This is a genomic window from Stutzerimonas stutzeri (genome assembly GCF_000935215.1).
Taxonomy (GTDB): Bacteria; Pseudomonadota; Gammaproteobacteria; order Pseudomonadales; family Pseudomonadaceae; genus Stutzerimonas.
The window spans coordinates 23,739-39,646 of the sequence record NZ_JXXD01000112.1 but is presented as its reverse complement, the minus strand read 5'-3'; the positions used below and the strand labels follow the sequence as shown (position 1 = coordinate 39,646).

The 15,908-nt window shown below is 64.7% G+C and carries 18 protein-coding genes; 4 read left to right on the top strand and 14 right to left on the bottom strand.

Annotated features, from left to right (window positions below):
- From LO50_RS12430 to lptM, 6 genes are all read right to left on the bottom strand, one after another.
- A partial coding sequence (locus LO50_RS12430; RefSeq protein WP_044315198.1) for an HAD family hydrolase occupies positions 1–651 on the bottom strand: 651 nt, incomplete at its 3' end.
- Positions 648–1,547 carry a tyrosine recombinase XerC gene (gene xerC / locus LO50_RS12425; protein WP_044315197.1) on the bottom strand — a complete coding sequence of 300 codons (900 nt, stop codon included), beginning with the start codon at positions 1,545–1,547 and terminating at the stop codon, positions 648–650. The genes xerC and LO50_RS12430, both read right to left, overlap by 4 nt.
- Positions 1,548–1,613: 66 nt before the next feature.
- Positions 1,614–2,309 (bottom strand): DUF484 family protein, encoded by a 696-nt coding sequence (locus LO50_RS12420; RefSeq protein ID WP_003283418.1) that lies wholly within the window; start codon positions 2,307–2,309, stop codon positions 1,614–1,616.
- Positions 2,306–3,136, bottom strand: coding sequence for a diaminopimelate epimerase (gene dapF, locus LO50_RS12415; protein WP_044315196.1), 831 nt, complete (start codon positions 3,134–3,136; stop codon positions 2,306–2,308). The genes LO50_RS12420 and dapF overlap by 4 nt, the downstream gene beginning before the upstream one ends.
- 10 nt (positions 3,137–3,146) lie before the next feature.
- On the bottom strand, positions 3,147–4,394 hold the full coding sequence (gene lysA / locus LO50_RS12410; protein WP_044315195.1) for a diaminopimelate decarboxylase: 1,248 nt from the start codon (positions 4,392–4,394) through the stop codon (positions 3,147–3,149).
- Between the two features lie 12 nt (positions 4,395–4,406).
- Positions 4,407–4,547: an LPS translocon maturation chaperone LptM gene (lptM, locus tag LO50_RS12405; protein ID WP_014821761.1), complete on the bottom strand. Its 141-nt coding sequence runs from the start codon at positions 4,545–4,547 to the stop codon at positions 4,407–4,409.
- Positions 4,548–4,736: 189 nt separating this feature from the next.
- Between lptM and cyaY the strand changes: the two genes are divergently transcribed.
- Complete coding sequence (cyaY, locus tag LO50_RS12400; RefSeq protein WP_003301128.1) at positions 4,737–5,069, top strand: iron donor protein CyaY; 333 nt, start codon at positions 4,737–4,739, stop codon at positions 5,067–5,069.
- A gap of 160 nt (positions 5,070–5,229) precedes the next feature.
- Positions 5,230–5,634 carry a nucleoside diphosphate kinase regulator gene (gene rnk, locus LO50_RS12395; protein ID WP_014821760.1) on the top strand — a complete coding sequence of 135 codons (405 nt, stop codon included), beginning with the start codon at positions 5,230–5,232 and terminating at the stop codon, positions 5,632–5,634.
- Positions 5,635–5,809: 175 nt separating this feature from the next.
- On the opposite strand, the gene LO50_RS12390 is transcribed toward rnk, so the two are convergent.
- The 8 genes from LO50_RS12390 to argH all read right to left on the bottom strand — a co-directional run bounded on the left by LO50_RS12390 (position 5,810) and on the right by argH (position 13,869).
- Positions 5,810–8,632, bottom strand: a complete 2,823-nt coding sequence (locus tag LO50_RS12390; RefSeq protein ID WP_044315194.1) for a class I adenylate cyclase — start codon at positions 8,630–8,632, stop codon at positions 5,810–5,812.
- Between the two features lie 151 nt (positions 8,633–8,783).
- Positions 8,784–9,029 carry a TIGR02647 family protein gene (locus tag LO50_RS12385; protein WP_014821758.1) on the bottom strand — a complete coding sequence of 82 codons (246 nt, stop codon included), beginning with the start codon at positions 9,027–9,029 and terminating at the stop codon, positions 8,784–8,786.
- Between the two features lie 78 nt (positions 9,030–9,107).
- Positions 9,108–9,551: a hypothetical protein gene (locus tag LO50_RS24155; protein ID WP_080902106.1), complete on the bottom strand. Its 444-nt coding sequence runs from the start codon at positions 9,549–9,551 to the stop codon at positions 9,108–9,110.
- A 73-nt stretch (positions 9,552–9,624) separates the two neighbouring features.
- Positions 9,625–10,152 (bottom strand): hypothetical protein, encoded by a 528-nt coding sequence (locus tag LO50_RS12375; RefSeq protein ID WP_031297359.1) that lies wholly within the window; start codon positions 10,150–10,152, stop codon positions 9,625–9,627.
- A gap of 93 nt (positions 10,153–10,245) precedes the next feature.
- Positions 10,246–11,394 carry an NnrS family protein gene (locus LO50_RS12370; RefSeq protein WP_044315193.1) on the bottom strand — a complete coding sequence of 383 codons (1,149 nt, stop codon included), beginning with the start codon at positions 11,392–11,394 and terminating at the stop codon, positions 10,246–10,248.
- A 35-nt stretch (positions 11,395–11,429) separates the two neighbouring features.
- Positions 11,430–11,909, bottom strand: coding sequence for a GNAT family N-acetyltransferase (locus LO50_RS12365; protein ID WP_044315192.1), 480 nt, complete (start codon positions 11,907–11,909; stop codon positions 11,430–11,432).
- A gap of 23 nt (positions 11,910–11,932) precedes the next feature.
- A complete protein-coding gene (locus tag LO50_RS12360) occupies positions 11,933–12,478 on the bottom strand; it encodes an AAA family ATPase (RefSeq protein WP_044315191.1) in 546 nt (181 codons plus the stop codon).
- The gene (gene argH, locus LO50_RS12355) at positions 12,475–13,869 is read right to left on the bottom strand and encodes an argininosuccinate lyase (protein ID WP_044315190.1); all 1,395 of its coding nucleotides are present in this window, start codon (positions 13,867–13,869) and stop codon (positions 12,475–12,477) included. Before argH ends, LO50_RS12360 begins: the two co-directional genes overlap by 4 nt.
- A 206-nt stretch (positions 13,870–14,075) precedes the next feature.
- On the opposite strand from argH, the gene LO50_RS12350 reads away from it, so the two are divergent.
- Both LO50_RS12350 and LO50_RS12345 read left to right on the top strand, forming a co-directional pair.
- Positions 14,076–15,134 carry a sensor histidine kinase gene (locus LO50_RS12350; protein WP_041015348.1) on the top strand — a complete coding sequence of 353 codons (1,059 nt, stop codon included), beginning with the start codon at positions 14,076–14,078 and terminating at the stop codon, positions 15,132–15,134.
- Positions 15,131–15,877, top strand: coding sequence for a LytR/AlgR family response regulator transcription factor (locus tag LO50_RS12345; RefSeq protein ID WP_014821750.1), 747 nt, complete (start codon positions 15,131–15,133; stop codon positions 15,875–15,877). The genes LO50_RS12350 and LO50_RS12345 overlap by 4 nt, the downstream gene beginning before the upstream one ends.
- Positions 15,878–15,908: the final 31 nt, after the last annotated feature.

Sequence of the window (15,908 nt, the reverse complement as noted above, 5' to 3'; positions counted from 1 at the left end):
GATTTGCGCATCGGGATGGTAATCGTGCGGCCAGGCGGCGCGCTTGGGGTTGAACCAGATCGCTCGCATGCCCGCCTGTTGCGCTCCGGCGATGTCATCCAGCGCGTGGTCGCCGACGTGCACGGCCTGTTCCGGGCGCGCATCGCCCAGGCGCAGGGCTTGCTGGAACGGATGCGGGTCGGGCTTGCCGACGCCCAGCTCCTCGGCGCACAGGGTGAACTGGAAATAGTCGGCCAGGCCCAGGCGGCGCACGTCGGCATTGCCGTTGGTGATCACGCCGAGGGTGTAGTGATTGGCGAGACATTCCAGGGTGGGCTGCACGTCCGGGAAAATCTGCACCTGGTGGCGCGCATCGAGAAACACCTGGAAGGCCTGTTCGGCCAACTGGTCCGCTTCGTCGGCGGGATAGCCGGCATCGTGCAGCGCGTGCTGCAGGATGCGCCGGCGCAGCTCGCTGATACGGTGGCGCAGCGCCGAGTCCTGCTCCACCAGCATGCGGCGGATCGCGCCGAGGGCTTCGACGGGAAATTCGCCCAGGCGCGGTGCATGCACGCCGAGCCAGTCGCGCAGGGCGGTCTCGGCGCTCTGGATGGCCGGCGTGGTTTCCCAGAAGGTATCGTCCAGGTCGAAGGTGATCAGGCGAATGCTCATGTGTCGGTGTCCTGCTTGCGCTTGGCGCGCGGATGCGCCTGATCGTAGACCTTGGCAAGGTGCTGAAAGTCCAGATGGGTGTAGATCTGCGTGGTGCCGATGTCGGCATGGCCGAGCAGCTCCTGCACCGAGCGCAGGTCCTGCGACGACTCCAGCAGATGGCTGGCGAAGCTGTGGCGCAACATGTGTGGATGCAGGTGCTGGCCGAGCTCGCGCACGCCGGCCTGGCGCACTCGCACTTGCACGGCCCGCGCGCCGAGACGGCGACCCTGCTGGCCGATGAATACCGCGCCATCGGCCGGGTTGGCCAGCGCACGTACAGGCAACCAGGCCTGCAACGCCTCGCGCGCCTTGCGCCCTACCGGCAGCTCGCGCACCTTGTTGCCCTTGCCGAGCACTCGCACCATGCCCGCGGGCAGGTCGAGCTGGTCGAGGTTCAGGCCGACCAGTTCCGAAAGCCGAAGGCCGGATGAATAGAACAGCTCGAGCATCGCCTGATCGCGCAGGCCGATGAAATCGTCCTCGACGCCACCATCGAGCAGCTGCATGGCGCGATCGGTATCCAGCAGCTTCGGAAGACGTCGTTCACCTTTCGGCGCGGACAGGCCGGTAGCCGGATCGTGCTGACAGAGGCCTTCCTGATTCAGGTAGCGGTAGAGGCCGCGCACCGATGAGAGCAGGCGCGCCACGCTGCGACTGGACTGGCCCTGGCGATGCAGCGCGCCGACCAGTTGGCGCAGGTGTCGGCCTTGCAGTGCACTCCACTCGGCGATGTTTTCGCGCTCGCAGTAAGTCAGCAGCTTGTTCAGGTCGCGGCGGTAGCCGTCCAGCGAGTGGCCCGACAGCTGCCGGGCGCTGCGCAGGTGTTCGAAGTAGGCGTCGAGTTCGTTCTGCATGAGCAGGCTCCAGCCTCAGGCCGCGAGCGGGCGCGTGTGGTGCGTGGCGTTGGTCGGCAATTGCGCTCAGCGTACCGAGCGCAGCGGCGTACCGAAGCGCGGCAGCACGCGGGTCAGCACTTCGGCGATATAACCGAGGAACAGCGTGCCCAGCGAGCTCTTGTAGTGCTGTGGATCCGGGCTGCCGATCGCCAGCACGCCGAGCTGATTGTTCAGGCTGACTACCGCTGCGGAGCCCACGCTGCCGCTGTCTTCGGCGCCAAACAGAAAGCTCAGCTCGTGCGGACGGAGTACGCCGCAGATGGTCTTGCCGCCGTCGAGCAGCCCACCGATGCTCTGCTGCGCCTCGCCAGTGCTGACGCAGCGGCCCACCGGCAGTGTCGCGTCGCTGAAGAGGATCAGGCTGACGTAGGGCACCTGGAATTCGTGGCGCAGGCTGTCTTCCACCGCGCTGACCACTTCTTCCAGGCTGCTGGCGTCGAGCAGGTCGAGCACCAGGCGGCGGGTCTTGTCGAACAGACGGTCGTTGTCGCGCGCCACGTCCATCAGTTGCGACAGGCGATGGCGCATCTCGATGTTGCGCTCACGCAGCAGCTTGACCTGACGCTCCACCAGCGACACCGCGGTGCCCGGCTGATGGGGAATGCGCAGCTCAGGGATCAGCTCGTCGTGGTCGACGAAGAATTCCGGGTGGGCGCGCAGGTAGGCGGCGACTGCTTCGGCGTCGGGTAGCGGGGTGCTGCCCTGAGTCTGGTCGGTCATAGGCGAACCTGTCCTTCAAATACACGAACGGCGGGGCCGGTCATCATAACCGGCTGCCCGGGACCTGCCCATTCGATGGACAGGCGGCCACCCGGCAGCTCAATCTGTACCGGCGAATCCATCCAGCCCTGGCGTATTGCCGCGACCGCAGCCGCGCAGGCGCCGGTACCGCAGGCCTGGGTTTCCCCGGCGCCGCGTTCCCACACGCGCAGCCGTGCATGGCGGCGATCGACGACCTGCAGGAAGCCGACATTGACCCGCTGCGCAAAGCGCGGGTGATGTTCGATCTTCGGTCCGAGTTCATGCACAGGTGCCTGCTCGACGCTGTCGACGCGCAGCACCGCATGGGGGTTGCCCATCGACACGGCGGCCAACTCGACGCGCTGGCCATCGACTTCGAGCGGATAGCTCAGGGCTTCCTGGTCGGCCTGGAACGGAATCTCGGACGGCACCAGTCGCGGCGGACCCATGTCGACGCGGATCTGCCCATCGGGACGGATATCCAGCTCGATGATGCCGCCCTTGGTTTCGACCTTGATCTTGCGTTTCACGGTCAGGCGCTTGTCGACCACGAAGCGGGCGAAGCAGCGCGCCCCGTTGCCGCACTGCTCCACTTCCGAACCGTCGGAATTGAAGATGCGGTAGCGGAAATCCACGTCAGGGTTCTGCGGCGGCTCGACGATCAGCAGCTGATCGAAACCGACTCCGGTGTGGCGATCGCCCCACTGCTTGGCGTGCTTGGGCTGGATGTGCGCGTGCTGGCTGACCAGGTCGATGACCATGAAGTCGTTGCCCAGACCGTGCATCTTGGTAAAGCGCAGAAGCATGATCTTGGCCTCAAGTGGGCAGCAGGCTTTCGCCGGCGTATAGCTCCTGAACGCTCTCGCGACGGCGCACTTCGAAGGCCTGGTCACCGTCCACCAGCACCTCGGCGGCGCGGCCGCGGGTGTTGTAGTTGGAGCTCATGACGAAGCCGTAGGCACCGGCCGAACACACCGCCAGCAGGTCGCCCTCGACCAGCGCCAGCTCACGATCCTTGGCGAGGAAGTCGCCGGTTTCGCAGATCGGTCCGACGATGTCGTAGCGACGCGTATCGCCTTCGTGCGGCTGCACCGCGATGACGTTCATCCACGCCTGGTACAGCGCCGGACGGATCAGGTCGTTCATCGCCGCATCGACGATGGCGAAATCCTTGTGCGCGGTGTGCTTGAGGTATTCCACGCGGGTCAGCAGCACGCCGGCGTTGGCGACGATGGAGCGGCCTGGCTCGAAAACCAGCGCCAGCCCGCGGCCTTCGATGCGCTGGCGCACGGCCTGGATGTAGTCGCCGGCCAAAGGTGGCTGCTCGTCGCGGTAACGCACGCCGAGGCCGCCACCGAGGTCAAGGTGACGAATCTGGATGCCGCGTGTGGCGAGGCGCTCGGTCAGTGCGAGCAGGCGGTCGAGCGCATCGAGGAAAGGCGGCAGGCTGGTCAGCTGCGAACCGATATGGCAGTCGACACCGACCACTTCCAGGTTCGGCAGCTCGGCGGCACGGGCGTAGACCGCCTCGGCATTGTCGATATCGATGCCGAACTTGTTCTCTTTGAGACCTGTAGAAATGTACGGGTGGGTGCCGGCATCGACGTCCGGATTGACCCGCAGCGACACCGGCGCCTTTTTGCCGAGCTCGGCGGCGACCTGCTGCAGGCGCTCCAGCTCATCGGTGGATTCCACGTTGAAGCAGTGCACGCCGACTTCCAGCGCCCGGCGCATGTCGTCACGGGTCTTGCCGACGCCAGAGAAGACGATACGGTCCGGCTGTCCGCCGGCGGCCAGTACGCGCTCCAGCTCACCGCGCGAGACGATGTCGAAGCCGGCGCCGAGACGTGCCAGGACGTTCAGCACGCCCAGGTTCGAATTGGCTTTGACGGCGAAGCAGACCAGATGCGGCATGCCATCCAGCGCATCGGCATAGGCCCGGTACTGGGCTTCGATGTGCGCGCGGGAATAGACGTAGGTCGGGGTGCCGAAGCGTTGCGCAAGTGCGGGCAGTGCCACGCCTTCCGCGAAGAGTTGACCGTCGCGGTACGAGAAGGCCTCCATGAACAGCCTCCTTTAGAGTTCGAAACGGTCTTTGGAACGTTCTTTGACGGTTTTCTCGTCATCCGGCAGGTACAGCGGACCTTTCTGGCCACAACCGCTGAGCGCGGCGGCGAAGACGGCGAGTGCGATGAAGGGAAGCAGAAGGCGCTTCATGGGGACTAGAATCCTTGAAAAATCTAATCGCCGGAGTATACCCAGCACCCGGCGGATTGCCTATGCGAGCAGCGCGTCACACGGCGGCCGTGCTGGCGGGCTGCTCGCTTGATCCGGCTGCGCCCTGCTAAGCTCGCCGCCATCGCATGCGGCCCGCGTCGCGTGCAGAACAATTCGAGGAAGTGTTGCATGAGCCTGAGCGAAGCCCGTTATCACGATCTGGTCGATGCTGTGCAGGAGAGCGTCGAGGACGTATTCGATGACACCAGTCTGGACGTCGACCTGGAGAACTCCGGTGGTGTGCTGACCGTGCGCTTCGATAACGGCAGTCAGCTGATCCTCAGCCGCCAGCCCGCGTTGCGCCAGCTGTGGGTCGCGGCGCGCTCCGGCGGCTTTCATTTCGACTACGACGAAGGCAGCCAGCTGTGGCTGTGCGATGCAAGCGGCGAGCGCCTCGGAGAGCTGCTCTCGCGGGTGACGCTGGAGCAGGGCGGCGAAGCGCTGGAATTCGAGGATATCTGACGCAATCTGCGTGCAGCCCCCGCGAGCCGGGCGCTGCCGGTGGGGGCCTTGCTTATTCGGGCTGCTGTGATAGTGTCTTCGCAGGTCAACAAAACCCCGCCTTCGGGCGGGGTTTTGCTTTTTTCGTGTTTTATTTTTTCGCAGGAGCTTGCCAGAACCCATGACCAGTGCACCGCCGATCATCCTTACCCAACTCGATCTGCAGCGCCTTGAGCGGCTGCTCGACAGTCTGGACGACTACGGTCCGGCCGCCGAAGCGCTCGAGCAGGAACTGTCGCGGGCGCAGATCGTGGAACGCAGCGAGATGCCTGCTGGCGTCGTGACCATGAATTCGCGCGTGCACTGCCGCGACGAAGGCACGGGCAAGGACTACCACCTGACGCTGGTCTATCCCCACGACGCCGGCAAGGAAGGCACCGTGTCCGTCCTCGCACCGGTCGGTACGGCGCTGCTGGGCATGAGTGTCGGCCAGCACATCGACTGGCCGACTCCATCCGGCAAGATGATCAAGCTCACTCTGCTCGCGATCGAATACCAGCCCGAAGCGGCAGGCGATCCGTTCTGACGGGCGACGCTTGCGAGATGATCAGCCTGGCCGCCGCTGCGATCGGGCTGGTAGCAGCTTTCGGCAGCTCTGCCTTTGTTGGTGCGAAAAGCGTTGAATAGCCACTGCGCAATGCAGCTGGTTCGCCAGGCCGGAACCTCGTCGAGACGCTGACTGAAGCCCCGTCAGCGCCCTCTTATGACTCCATTGCCGCATTCAGCGCCGCCTCCAGGCGCGCCTTGTAGCGCAGGTACTGCACAGTCTGGCTGCGTCCGCTGCCGTGCAGGCCAGTGAGGTCGAGGTCGGTGATGTAGCAGGGGTAGCGTTCACCGTCGCGGCGCCGGGAAATGATCGTGCGTGTCACGGCGGCGAACAGCTCGGCACCATATTCCAGGCCGGAAAACTCCTGATGGTTACAGTACAGGGTGACCTGCGAGCGACCGTTTTCGCCCGCTTCGACAATCGCCTGCACGTCGTAGAACGGATCGTTGACCTCGCCCTGGGGCGCCGGTCTTCGTTCCAGTTGTGCCGGTCGCGCGCCTTGTCCCGGCTGAATGCGGTAGAAGAGGATCGCCGGGTCGACCAGCTCCTGGCTTTGGTCGGGCTGCTGCGCGTTACGCCGATACAGCATTGACTCGAGAAAGCGCATCAGCGGGCGCAGCAGGGTGCGTTCGTCGCGATAGGGCAGCTGCTGGCGCCAGAGGGCATTGCATTCATCGAGCACGCTGAGTTCGGCGATTTCCCCGGCCGTGCGGTAGAACACTTGCAGGCATCCCGGGCGGCCGTGCGCAAGAATCAGCGCCAGATCGTCACCGTCCAGCGCCGCACGATCGAGACGGAGCGGGCTGTAGGCGTGGTGAGCCTCGCCAAGGTGTTCGAGCAGTGCGGCGCGATCGCTCAGGTGGGTGAGACGCAGCGCGTTCGCCTCGCGCTGCAGCATGTGGAAATGCTGGCGAACCTGAAGCAGGTAGCGTCCATGAGCGACGCTGGCAAGGCTCTGGCGGGCATCCTCGAATATCTGCTCGACTCGCCGCGCGATGGCCTGTCCGCGATTGCGGGCGAAGCAGAAGACCTGCAGCTGCGGTGCCTGCACGACCCGCTCGAGGCTATCCAGATAATCGCGCAGGCACAGTGGCAGCGCCTTCGGCCCTTCGTAGCGGGTCACCAGCAACTCGTTCCAGCTGTTGAGCGTGACCTGATCCACGCTCAGCACCAGGTTTTCCGGCGCCGCGTTCAGCATCGACTGCTCGCCGATGGCAGATGCTGTCGGGGCTTGCTGGGTGGGGTCCAGGCCGATGTTGATCAGCAGCAGCACCCGGCTGGGTTTGCTCGCGGCCAGTAGCGCTTCTTCGTCCACCGGGCATAGCGGCATCGGCAGCGCACGGCGCAGGTCGCTGAACAGGGCGAACAGTTCCGCTTCGCTCAGGCCGCTGTCGCCAGGGAACAGGGACAGGTGGGTGCTGACATCCACCACGCCGTTGCGGTGACACCAGGCCAGCAGCGCGACCAGCTCGCGAGAGCGCTTCAATGGGGCGAAATTGCTCAGTTCCGGCGCGGTGAGCTGGCCCTGATAGAGCGACCAGCGCACGTCGCCCGCAGCGTCGTAATCGTGCACCAGGGTCAGGCTGTGTTCAGCCATATCCGGCGAGATACCAAGATTGACCACCTCGACCTTGCCGGCCTTGCGTTCGATCGCTGCGTACAGGCGACGACCCAGCACGCCGAGGTCGCGACTGGTGAGCGGGCTGGTGGCCTGAAGGCGTCGGGTGAAGTCGCTGAGAAAGCGATAGCCGTAGGTCAGTTCGTTGACTAGCACGCGACGTTCCTGGCTGACCTGCCGCACTTTCCAGTGGCCACGGTTGTCGAGCAGTGCGAACTGCCGCTCGTCCCAATGCCAGTCGTGGGTCAGCCGCTCGAGCAGGCTGCGCTGCCAGCTCTTGTTGCGGTTGACCGGCGGCCGGCTCAGCGGTCGATTGATCTTCAGGTACAGGCAGCGCCGCGCCAGCTCCAGGCGTTCGTGGTCGCCGCGCGCGCCGAGGTAACGCTCGATGGCAAGGTAGGCGGCGATATACGGGTCGAGCTCGTTCAGTTCGATCCGCCCTTGATAGATGGCCTGTTTGAAGTCCAGCGCCAGGCAGCGCAGCTGCGGATACTGGCTGGCATACACCTCCACCAGCAGCAGCTTGAACAGCGATTTGTAGGGCGAGGCTATGGCCTTGTAGAGCTGCCAGAGTCCGGCGCCGACGAACTCGCCGGGCGGCACCTGGCCCAGGTGGCCGAGGTCGAGCACTTCGTCTGCGCGCACGAAACGCTTGGCCAGCAGCGTCGCCACATATTCGTCGTAGCGGTGCTCCTCGTAGTCCGGCACCAGCCACCAGAGCGGGATTCGCCCGCCGAGCCAGAGTGCCGTGCGGTAGAACTCGTCGAGCAGCAGGTAGTGCTGGGTGGTGCCGCAGTCATCGGAGGTCAACCTGGCTTCGCGCTGACCCTGATTGAAGCGCTGCGGATCGACCAGAAAGAAGTGCGCTTCGCTGCCCTGGCTCGCTGCCCAGGCTTGCAGCAGTTCGCACTTGCGGCGCAGTTCCTCGATCTGGTCGGCGTCCAGGGCGGGGTCGTGGCAGACCCACACGTCCAGATCGCTGTGCTCGTCCTGCGCCACGGTGCCGAGGCTGCCCATGAGGAACAGGCCGAGTATCGGCTGCGGCAGTTTTCCGCGGGCCGGCTTGTAGGCGAACGAGCGGCTCAGGCGCTGTGCTTCGGCGAGCTGTTCGGCGTCCGGCACGAAGTGCGCGAGTCCGGCAGGGGTAGTCGCCGAGACATAGCCGGGGAGAATCGGATGGTTGACGTGAAACAGCAGCGGCAGCAGCTTCAGCACCTGCTGCTGGCGCGTCGACATGGCCTGCAGGGCCCGCTCCAGGCGTGCCGAGTTGACCGCGAGAAAGCGCGCGCGCAGCGTGGTCAGCACCTTGCGGTCGATGCCTTCTTCGAGAATCGGGTGGATGTGCTGGGTGCGGGTCATTGTGGTTCGTGCAGGCGAGGCTAACCCCTGTTCATCGGCCAATCGGCGTGCGGCTTGAGGCGCGGCGCAAGTTTGCCTGCAGTGAGCGACCAACGGCCAGGGCCGGCGTCATCCGTGCCCTGGACTGGTGAAGCGGAACGGCATGGCGATGTCAGGCCGTGACGGTTTCCGAGAGGATGGTATGCAGCGTTTGCGCCTGTTCGGCCGCGTCGCGGCCAAGGCTGGTGAGGTAACCGCCGTCGGCCTGGGTGATCAGGCCCTTGGCGTGGAGGCGGCCAAAAGCGGCGATGGTGGCGGGGCTGGCTTCGTGATGCACCTTCAGCCCTTCCTGCAGATTTTCCAGATTGAACTGTCGGAGTACGTCCAGTTCAGCAACCAGCTCAGGGGTGTACGACATGCTCGCTCCTCGGATGGTGGGCTCATGCCCTGTTTGCTGAGTGTAGATGCTGTCGGTGGCCCTGCCTTGATCCAGATCCTATTCGGATGCTTCCGGCAGTTCCGGCAGCTTGCGCAGCATGGCCTCGTAGGCGGCACCGTCGAAAGGGCGGTCCTCGCTGAGCATCGTGCGGATCTCATGGGCCAGGACCAGCGCCATCATCTGCAGGCATTCGTCCCGCTCGTAGCCGACCAGGGTGAGCTTGTTAAGCGTGGCCTGGGTAGCCGCGGGCTCGCCGGCTTCAAGTTGGTTCTCGATCGCCTGGATCAGGATCGACTCGGCGAAGGCTTCATCTTCATCGTTACTGGGGTTTTCTTGCGCCATGGCGGGGGTCTCGTCGAGCGGTGCCGGGTTTTCTTCGTCCAGCTGGCATATCGTGCAGCTGCCGTCATCCGGGCGGTTGGTTTCGACGTAGCGTACCCGGCGTTGGGCGGCCTGGCGATCAGCATCGACGCGATAGCGGGGGCGGTCTGAATCGGACATGGGGTTCCTCCATACGGATGCGTCCAGCTAAGCATCTGCTGCCGCGTGGGGCAATGCGGCGGTGTGCGGTGCGTCAGTCCATCAGGCTCAGGGCCAGGCAGAGCAGGCCGAATGCGCTCCAGACCAGCGAGAAGATGATCGGCGTGCGCAGCGAGAACAGCAGGGTGCGCTTGTAGCGAGGCCCGCCGACTGGGCTGCTGCCTTCGCCGAACAGCGCCGATTCGTTGTTCGGCAGCATACCGACGCGGCCTTCGAGCTGCAGCAGTTCGGACTGTTTCTGATGCCAGCGCTCGATGACGTCGAAATTGGACTTGATACCGGGCATCGCGTGCAGCGATGTGATCAGGCCGAGCACCGAGAGAATCGCCGGCACCACCAGGCGGAACAGCTCGCCCCACTCAGGGTTGCTGTTGGCCATCGACGAGGCGAAGGCAATCATCAGGAACGACTGCGACGACAGGTAGGCGCTGGTGCGTTCGGCCAGCAGGGAAGATTCGAAATGGATTTCGGAGCGGTAGAAGATCAGGCGTTCCTTGGGCGAGTCGAAGAGCTCGGCGCCCTGGGTGTCCTGATTCAGCAGCAGGGTGCGCAGATCGGTCATGCAGGCCTCGGCGAATGCGACGGCGGACATGGGAGGAATCGCCGGCGGTTGCATGTAGGTCAAGCGTAATGCGCGAGAGTTCCGGTCGATGACTCAGTGGTCAGCGTTGCCGCGAGGGCTGTCCGCGTGCGCGTCGCGACAACGCCAGAGCAGCAAGGTCAGCGCCATAAAGGCCAGCGACCAGCAACCGGCGGCGAGCAGCAGCCAGGCCGGGTGAGGCTGACTCAGCAGGGCGGGCAGCACGCGAGCCAGCGCCGCCAGGCTGATCAGCAACGCCACGCCCTGTATCCAGGGCTGCGCCGCGGGATCGCGGAAACGGTAGATCAGCCGCGTGCGGGCCATGACTGCGAAAGTCAGGCTGCCCAGCGCGCCGACGGTCAAGGCGTGCAGCGTTGCGTTCAATGGCAGCGCCGGTAGCAGCGTACCCAGGCCAAGCAATAGCAGGCCAATGGCGAGCCAGGCATAGCCGAGCAGCAGCGTCAGCAACTCGGGCCTTGCGCAGCGCCAGGGTTGCCAGCGCAGCAGGCGGATGGTCGTGAGTACGGCAGCGGCGACCAGTACGGCGCCGGTCAGGTGCCGAATGAGCGGCCAGGGCAGAAGATTCAGCAGCAGAGCGAGGCCGAGCAGGATCAGCACGGCGCCTTCGATCTGCGGCTGCACCCGCGCATCCAGTCGCCATCCCCGGCTCTGCGCGTACCCGGCGATGGCTGGCGCGATGATCCGTCCGCCCATGAAGAACATCAGGGTGGCGAGCAATAGCAGCGCCTCCTCCAGCATGAGGCGGTCGTAGCCAGCGCCAAAGCCGCCGCTGGCGATGGCGCTGAGCAGACTCAGCCCGGCGACCACGGGTGCGACGCTCTGGTTACGCCATTTCTTCGCGGCGCCGAGAAAGCGCGGCAACACTTTCCAGGCAAGGCCGGTGGCAAAGGCGGCGGCGCAGATCAGTGCCAGCCACGAGCCCGGCCACAGCAGGAAGCTCAGTCGTGCCAGCGCCCAGCAGCCGAGCAGCGTCAGGGTAAAGCGCAGTCGCTGCGGGCCGAGCAGGTAGCCGGCGATCACCGCCAGGGCGAAGCCGAAGAGCATTTCGTGGGCGTGACCGGCGGATGTGGCGAGCCCGGGCAACGCGGGAAGCAGGCCAAGTAGTGCCAGTACCGAATACGGCAGAATCAGTGCCGCGTAGAGCGCGGCAGCCGGGAAGAACCAGGCATTGGCAAAGGGCAGGCGCGCTTTTCGCGGCGGCATCGCGGCGGGTGGCGCAGGCGAGCTGGAACGATTGCTCAACCGGCCGCGAACTCTGACAGTGCGTCGCCGGCAAGGCGGTAGCCGATCCACTCGCTCTGCGGCCGGGCGCCGATGGATTCGTAGAAGTCGATGGCTGGCTGATTCCAGTCCAGCACCGACCACTCGAAGCGCCCGCAGCCGCGTGCCACCGCCAGTTTGGCCAGATGACGCAGCAGAGCCTTGCCGGCGCCGACGCCGCGCTGCTGCGGGGTGACGTAGAGGTCTTCCAGATACAGGCCGTGCCTGCCCAGCCAAGTCGAGTAGTTGAAGAAATACACCGCATAGCCGATCGGCTCGCCGTCCAGCTCGCAGATCAACCCGTGGGCGGTGCTGCCGTTAGCGAACAGGCTGTTCTCGATGCCGGCGACGTCGGTCTTGACCTCGTGCTCGGCTTTTTCGTAGATGGCCAGGTCGGTGATAAAGCGCAGGATCAGCGCGGCGTCTTCGCGAACCGCGGGGCGAATGTGCAGAAACATTACAGGCTGGCCCTCAATAAGGTTTAACGGGACGACAGGTTTGCCAGAAAGGCGTTGATGGCATGCCGTGAGTCCAGTCGTAGGTATTGGCAGGATGGCGGTGCGTTACGCATTTCCTCGGCGTAGCGCTGCCGGTAAACCGGGTGGCGGGTCCACGACCAGGCCAGGATGGATTGGCGTGGGTTCAATTTGAATAAATTGCTCCAGCGCTCGCGGTTGCCATTCCACAACTCCTCACGGCAGGCCAGGCGTCGGAGGGTGCGCCAGATGACCTGGCGCATTACCTTGTGGCGTGGCAGATCCAGCCAGATCACCATGTCCGAGCGCTCTCGCACCAACGGGCGCACCGCCGAATAATTGCCTTCTGCGACCCAGCCGTCGCCCTGCAGCGCATCACGGGTCGCCTGCTGAAACTGCTCGGTGGGCAACGGCTGCCAGCCCGGTTGATGGAACAGGGCATCCAGCTCGATATGGCGATAACCGAGCTGCTGCGCCAGACGGCGCGACAGCATGGTCTTGCCGGCACCTGAACAGCCGACCACCGAAATACGGCGGCCAGACGTGATCATCTGGTCGCCAGCAGATTCTTGCCACGAGCCACCGCGGCGCGCACCTGGTTCGGCGCGGTGCCGCCGATATGGTCGCGGGCGTTGACCGAACCTTCCAGGGTCAGCACGGCGAACACGTCGTCAGTGATCTGGTCGCTGAATTGGCGCAGCTCGTCGAGGCTCATCTCGGCCAGGTCCTTGCCGGTCTGCACGCCGTACTTCACTGCGTGGCCGACGATCTCGTGGCAGTCGCGGAAGGGCAGGCCCTTGCGCACCAGGTAATCGGCCAGGTCCGTCGCGGTGGAGAAGCCGCGCAGCGCCGCTTCGCGCATGATTTCGCGCCTGGGTTTGATCGCCGGGACCATGTCGGCGAAAGCTCGCAGGCTGTCGCGCAGGGTGTCGGCGGCGTCGAACAGCGGCTCCTTGTCTTCCTGGTTGTCCTTGTTGTAGGCCAGCGGCTGGCCCTTCATCAGCACCAGAAGGCCTGCCAGCGCGCCAAATACGCGGCCGGTCTTGCCGCGCACCAGCTCGGGTACGTCCGGGTTCTTCTTCTGCGGCATGATCGAGGAGCCGGTGCAGAAGCGATCCGGCAGGTCGATGAACTGGAACTGAGCGCTGGTCCAGAGCACCAGCTCTTCGGAGAAGCGCGACAGGTGCATCATCGCCACCGAGGCGGCGGCACAGAATTCGATGGCGAAATCGCGATCGGACACGCCATCCAGCGAGTTGCCGGAGATCGCTTCGAAACCCAGCAGTTCGCAGGTGATCTCCCGCTGGATCGGATAGGTGGTGCCGGCCAGTGCGGCCGAACCCAGCGGCATGCGGTTGGTGCGCTTGCGGCAGTCGACCAGGCGCTCGTAGTCGCGGCTAAGCATCTCGAACCAGGCCAGCAGATGGTGGCCGAAGGTCACCGGCTGCGCGGTCTGCAGGTGGGTGAAGCCGGGCATGATGGTGTCCGCTTCGGCTTCCGCCAGACCCAGCAGGCCTTCTTGAAGACGGGTGATTTCGCCGAGGATCAGGTCGATTTCGTCACGCAGCCACAGGCGGATGTCGGTGGCGACCTGGTCGTTGCGCGAGCGGCCGGTGTGCAGCTTCTTGCCGGTCACTCCGATGCGGTCGGTCAGGCGTGCTTCGATGTTCATGTGCACGTCTTCCAGGTCGACGCGCCAGTCGAAGGTGCCGGCTTCGATTTCGCCCTGGATGTCTTTCAGATTGGCGATGATCTGGTCACGCTCATCGGCGTTCAGCACGCCGGCTTTTTCCAGCATCGTCGCATGGGCGATCGAACCCATGATGTCGTGGCGGTAGAGGCGCTTGTCGAACTCGACGGAGGCGGTGAATCGGGCGACGAAGGCGTCGACGGGCTCGCTGAAACGGCCGCCCCAGGACTGGTTGGTCTTGTCGGTGCTCATGTATGCGCTCGCTGAAATCCGAAGGCTGAGGAAAGGCGGCGATGATAACAGGGATGGTGCCGCTGTCGGGGACGTCGCCGCTACGGCGGCGAAGGGTGAGCTGGCTGGCAATTCCGGATTATTCCACTTGGCTGACCGGCACCTGGCTTGCCGTTGAGCGGGTGTGCAAGGAAACTGCCGGGCAGGTAAACCACAGGCTGAAGCGCGTGAAATCCACTGCCGTATCCGATGACTTCTTCGTCCCCGAGCTGTGCCAGCCCGATGCCTTGCTTGGCCTGGTCCTGCTCGCCGAGTTGCTGGTGTTCGTGCTAGTGCTGGCTGAGCCGATGCAGCCGGGCTTTGACTGGATGCGGCTGGCGCTGACGTCGTTGTTCGTGCAGTGGATCGTGCTGCTCTCGGCCGGCACCATGTGTCTGCTGCGGCCCGTGCTGGCGCGTCTGCGTACTGCCTTCGCCGGGCTGGCCTGCTGCGCGCTGGTGGTCGGGCTGACCCTGGCCTGCACCGCGGTGGCCGATATCTACCAGCTCGGCGGCCCGCTTTCGCGCGACGGGGAGGTCAATCTCTACCTGCGTCACGCGCTGATCAGCCTGATCATGTCCGGGCTGTTGCTACGCTATTTCTATCTGCAGAGTCAGTGGCGCCGCCAGGAGCAGGCCGAACTGCGGGCACGGATCGAGTCGCTGCAGGCACGCATCCGTCCGCATTTCCTGTTCAACAGCCTCAACAGCATCGCCGCACTGGTGGCCAGCGATCCGGTCAAGGCCGAGCAGGCGGTGCTGGATCTGTCGGACCTGTTCCGTGCCAGCCTGGCGCGGCCCGGCACGTTGGTGGCCTGGAGCGAGGAGCTGGAGTTGTCGCGGCGCTACCTGTCGATCGAACAATATCGCCTGGGCGACCGTCTACAGATGGACTGGCAGGTCGCCGGCGTACCGGACGATCTGCCGATTCCGCAGCTGACGCTGCAACCGTTGCTGGAGAATGCGCTGGTGTATGGCATCCAGCCCCGTATCGAGGGAGGTGTGGTGAGCGTAACCGCCGATTATGTCGATGGCGTGTTTCAGTTGGTGGTCAGCAACCCCTTCGACGAAACCGCTCAAGCGCAGGCTTCACGCGGGACACGGCAGGGTCTGCAGAACATCGACGCACGATTAGCGGCACTTTTCGGTCCGCTAGCGAGTCTCAGCGTGGAGCGCCGTGAAGGCCGCCATTACACATGTCTACGCTATCCATGTGCGAGACAAACGCAGGAAGCCAGATCTATATGAATGTCCTGATTGTCGATGACGAACCTCTAGCCCGCGAGCGCCTCAGCCGACTGGTAGGTGACCTCGACGGCTATCGTGTCCTCGAGCCCGCTGCCAGCAATGGCGAAGAAGCACTGACGCTGATCGAGGAACTGCGCCCTGATGTCGTGCTGCTGGATATCCGCATGCCGGGGCTAGATGGCCTGCAGGTTGCAGCCAGGCTTTGCGAGACGGATGCGCCGCCTGCCGTGATCTTTTGTACTGCCCATGATGAATTTGCTCTGGAGGCTTTCCAGGTCAGCGCGGTTGGCTATCTGGTCAAGCCGGTGCGCCCGGAACACCTCACCGAGGCCTTGAAGAAGGCGGAACGGCCGAACCGAGTGCAGCTCGCTGCGTTGACCCGGCCGGCAGCGGTTTCCGGTGCCGGGCCTCGCACCCACATCAGCGCGCGTACCCGCAAGGGCATCGAGCTGATTCCGCTGGACCACGTGATCTACTTCATCGCCGACCACAAGTACGTCACCCTGCGCCATATCGGTGGCGAGGTGCTGCTGGACGAGCCGTTGAAGTCTCTGGAAGACGAGTTCGGCGAGCGCTTCGTGCGTATTCACCGCAACGCGCTGGTGTTCCGTGATCGTATCGAGCGCCTGCAGCGCACGCCGCTCGGGCATTTCCAGCTGTTCCTCAAGGGGCTCGAGGGTGAGGCGCTGACGGTGAGCCGTCGCCATGTGGCCGGTGTGCGCAAGCTGATGCAGAACCTCTGAACCAGTACGGTTCGCTGCGTTGGAGGCCGTC

Coding starts and splice junctions, on each gene's coding strand:
- xerC (WP_044315197.1), bottom strand. CDS start 1,547: ATGCAGAACGAACTCGACGCCTACTTCGAACACCTGCGCAGCGCCCGG.
- LO50_RS12420 (WP_003283418.1), bottom strand. CDS start 2,309: ATGACCGACCAGACTCAGGGCAGCACCCCGCTACCCGACGCCGAAGCA.
- dapF (WP_044315196.1), bottom strand. CDS start 3,136: ATGCTTCTGCGCTTTACCAAGATGCACGGTCTGGGCAACGACTTCATG.
- lysA (WP_044315195.1), bottom strand. CDS start 4,394: ATGGAGGCCTTCTCGTACCGCGACGGTCAACTCTTCGCGGAAGGCGTG.
- lptM (WP_014821761.1), bottom strand. CDS start 4,547: ATGAAGCGCCTTCTGCTTCCCTTCATCGCACTCGCCGTCTTCGCCGCC.
- cyaY (WP_003301128.1), top strand. CDS start 4,737: ATGAGCCTGAGCGAAGCCCGTTATCACGATCTGGTCGATGCTGTGCAG.
- rnk (WP_014821760.1), top strand. CDS start 5,230: ATGACCAGTGCACCGCCGATCATCCTTACCCAACTCGATCTGCAGCGC.
- LO50_RS12390 (WP_044315194.1), bottom strand. CDS start 8,632: ATGACCCGCACCCAGCACATCCACCCGATTCTCGAAGAAGGCATCGAC.
- LO50_RS12385 (WP_014821758.1), bottom strand. CDS start 9,029: ATGTCGTACACCCCTGAGCTGGTTGCTGAACTGGACGTACTCCGACAG.
- LO50_RS24155 (WP_080902106.1), bottom strand. CDS start 9,551: ATGTCCGATTCAGACCGCCCCCGCTATCGCGTCGATGCTGATCGCCAG.
- LO50_RS12375 (WP_031297359.1), bottom strand. CDS start 10,152: ATGACCGATCTGCGCACCCTGCTGCTGAATCAGGACACCCAGGGCGCC.
- LO50_RS12370 (WP_044315193.1), bottom strand. CDS start 11,394: ATGCCGCCGCGAAAAGCGCGCCTGCCCTTTGCCAATGCCTGGTTCTTC.
- LO50_RS12365 (WP_044315192.1), bottom strand. CDS start 11,909: ATGTTTCTGCACATTCGCCCCGCGGTTCGCGAAGACGCCGCGCTGATC.
- LO50_RS12360 (WP_044315191.1), bottom strand. CDS start 12,478: ATGATCACGTCTGGCCGCCGTATTTCGGTGGTCGGCTGTTCAGGTGCC.
- argH (WP_044315190.1), bottom strand. CDS start 13,869: ATGAGCACCGACAAGACCAACCAGTCCTGGGGCGGCCGTTTCAGCGAG.
- LO50_RS12345 (WP_014821750.1), top strand. CDS start 15,131: ATGAATGTCCTGATTGTCGATGACGAACCTCTAGCCCGCGAGCGCCTC.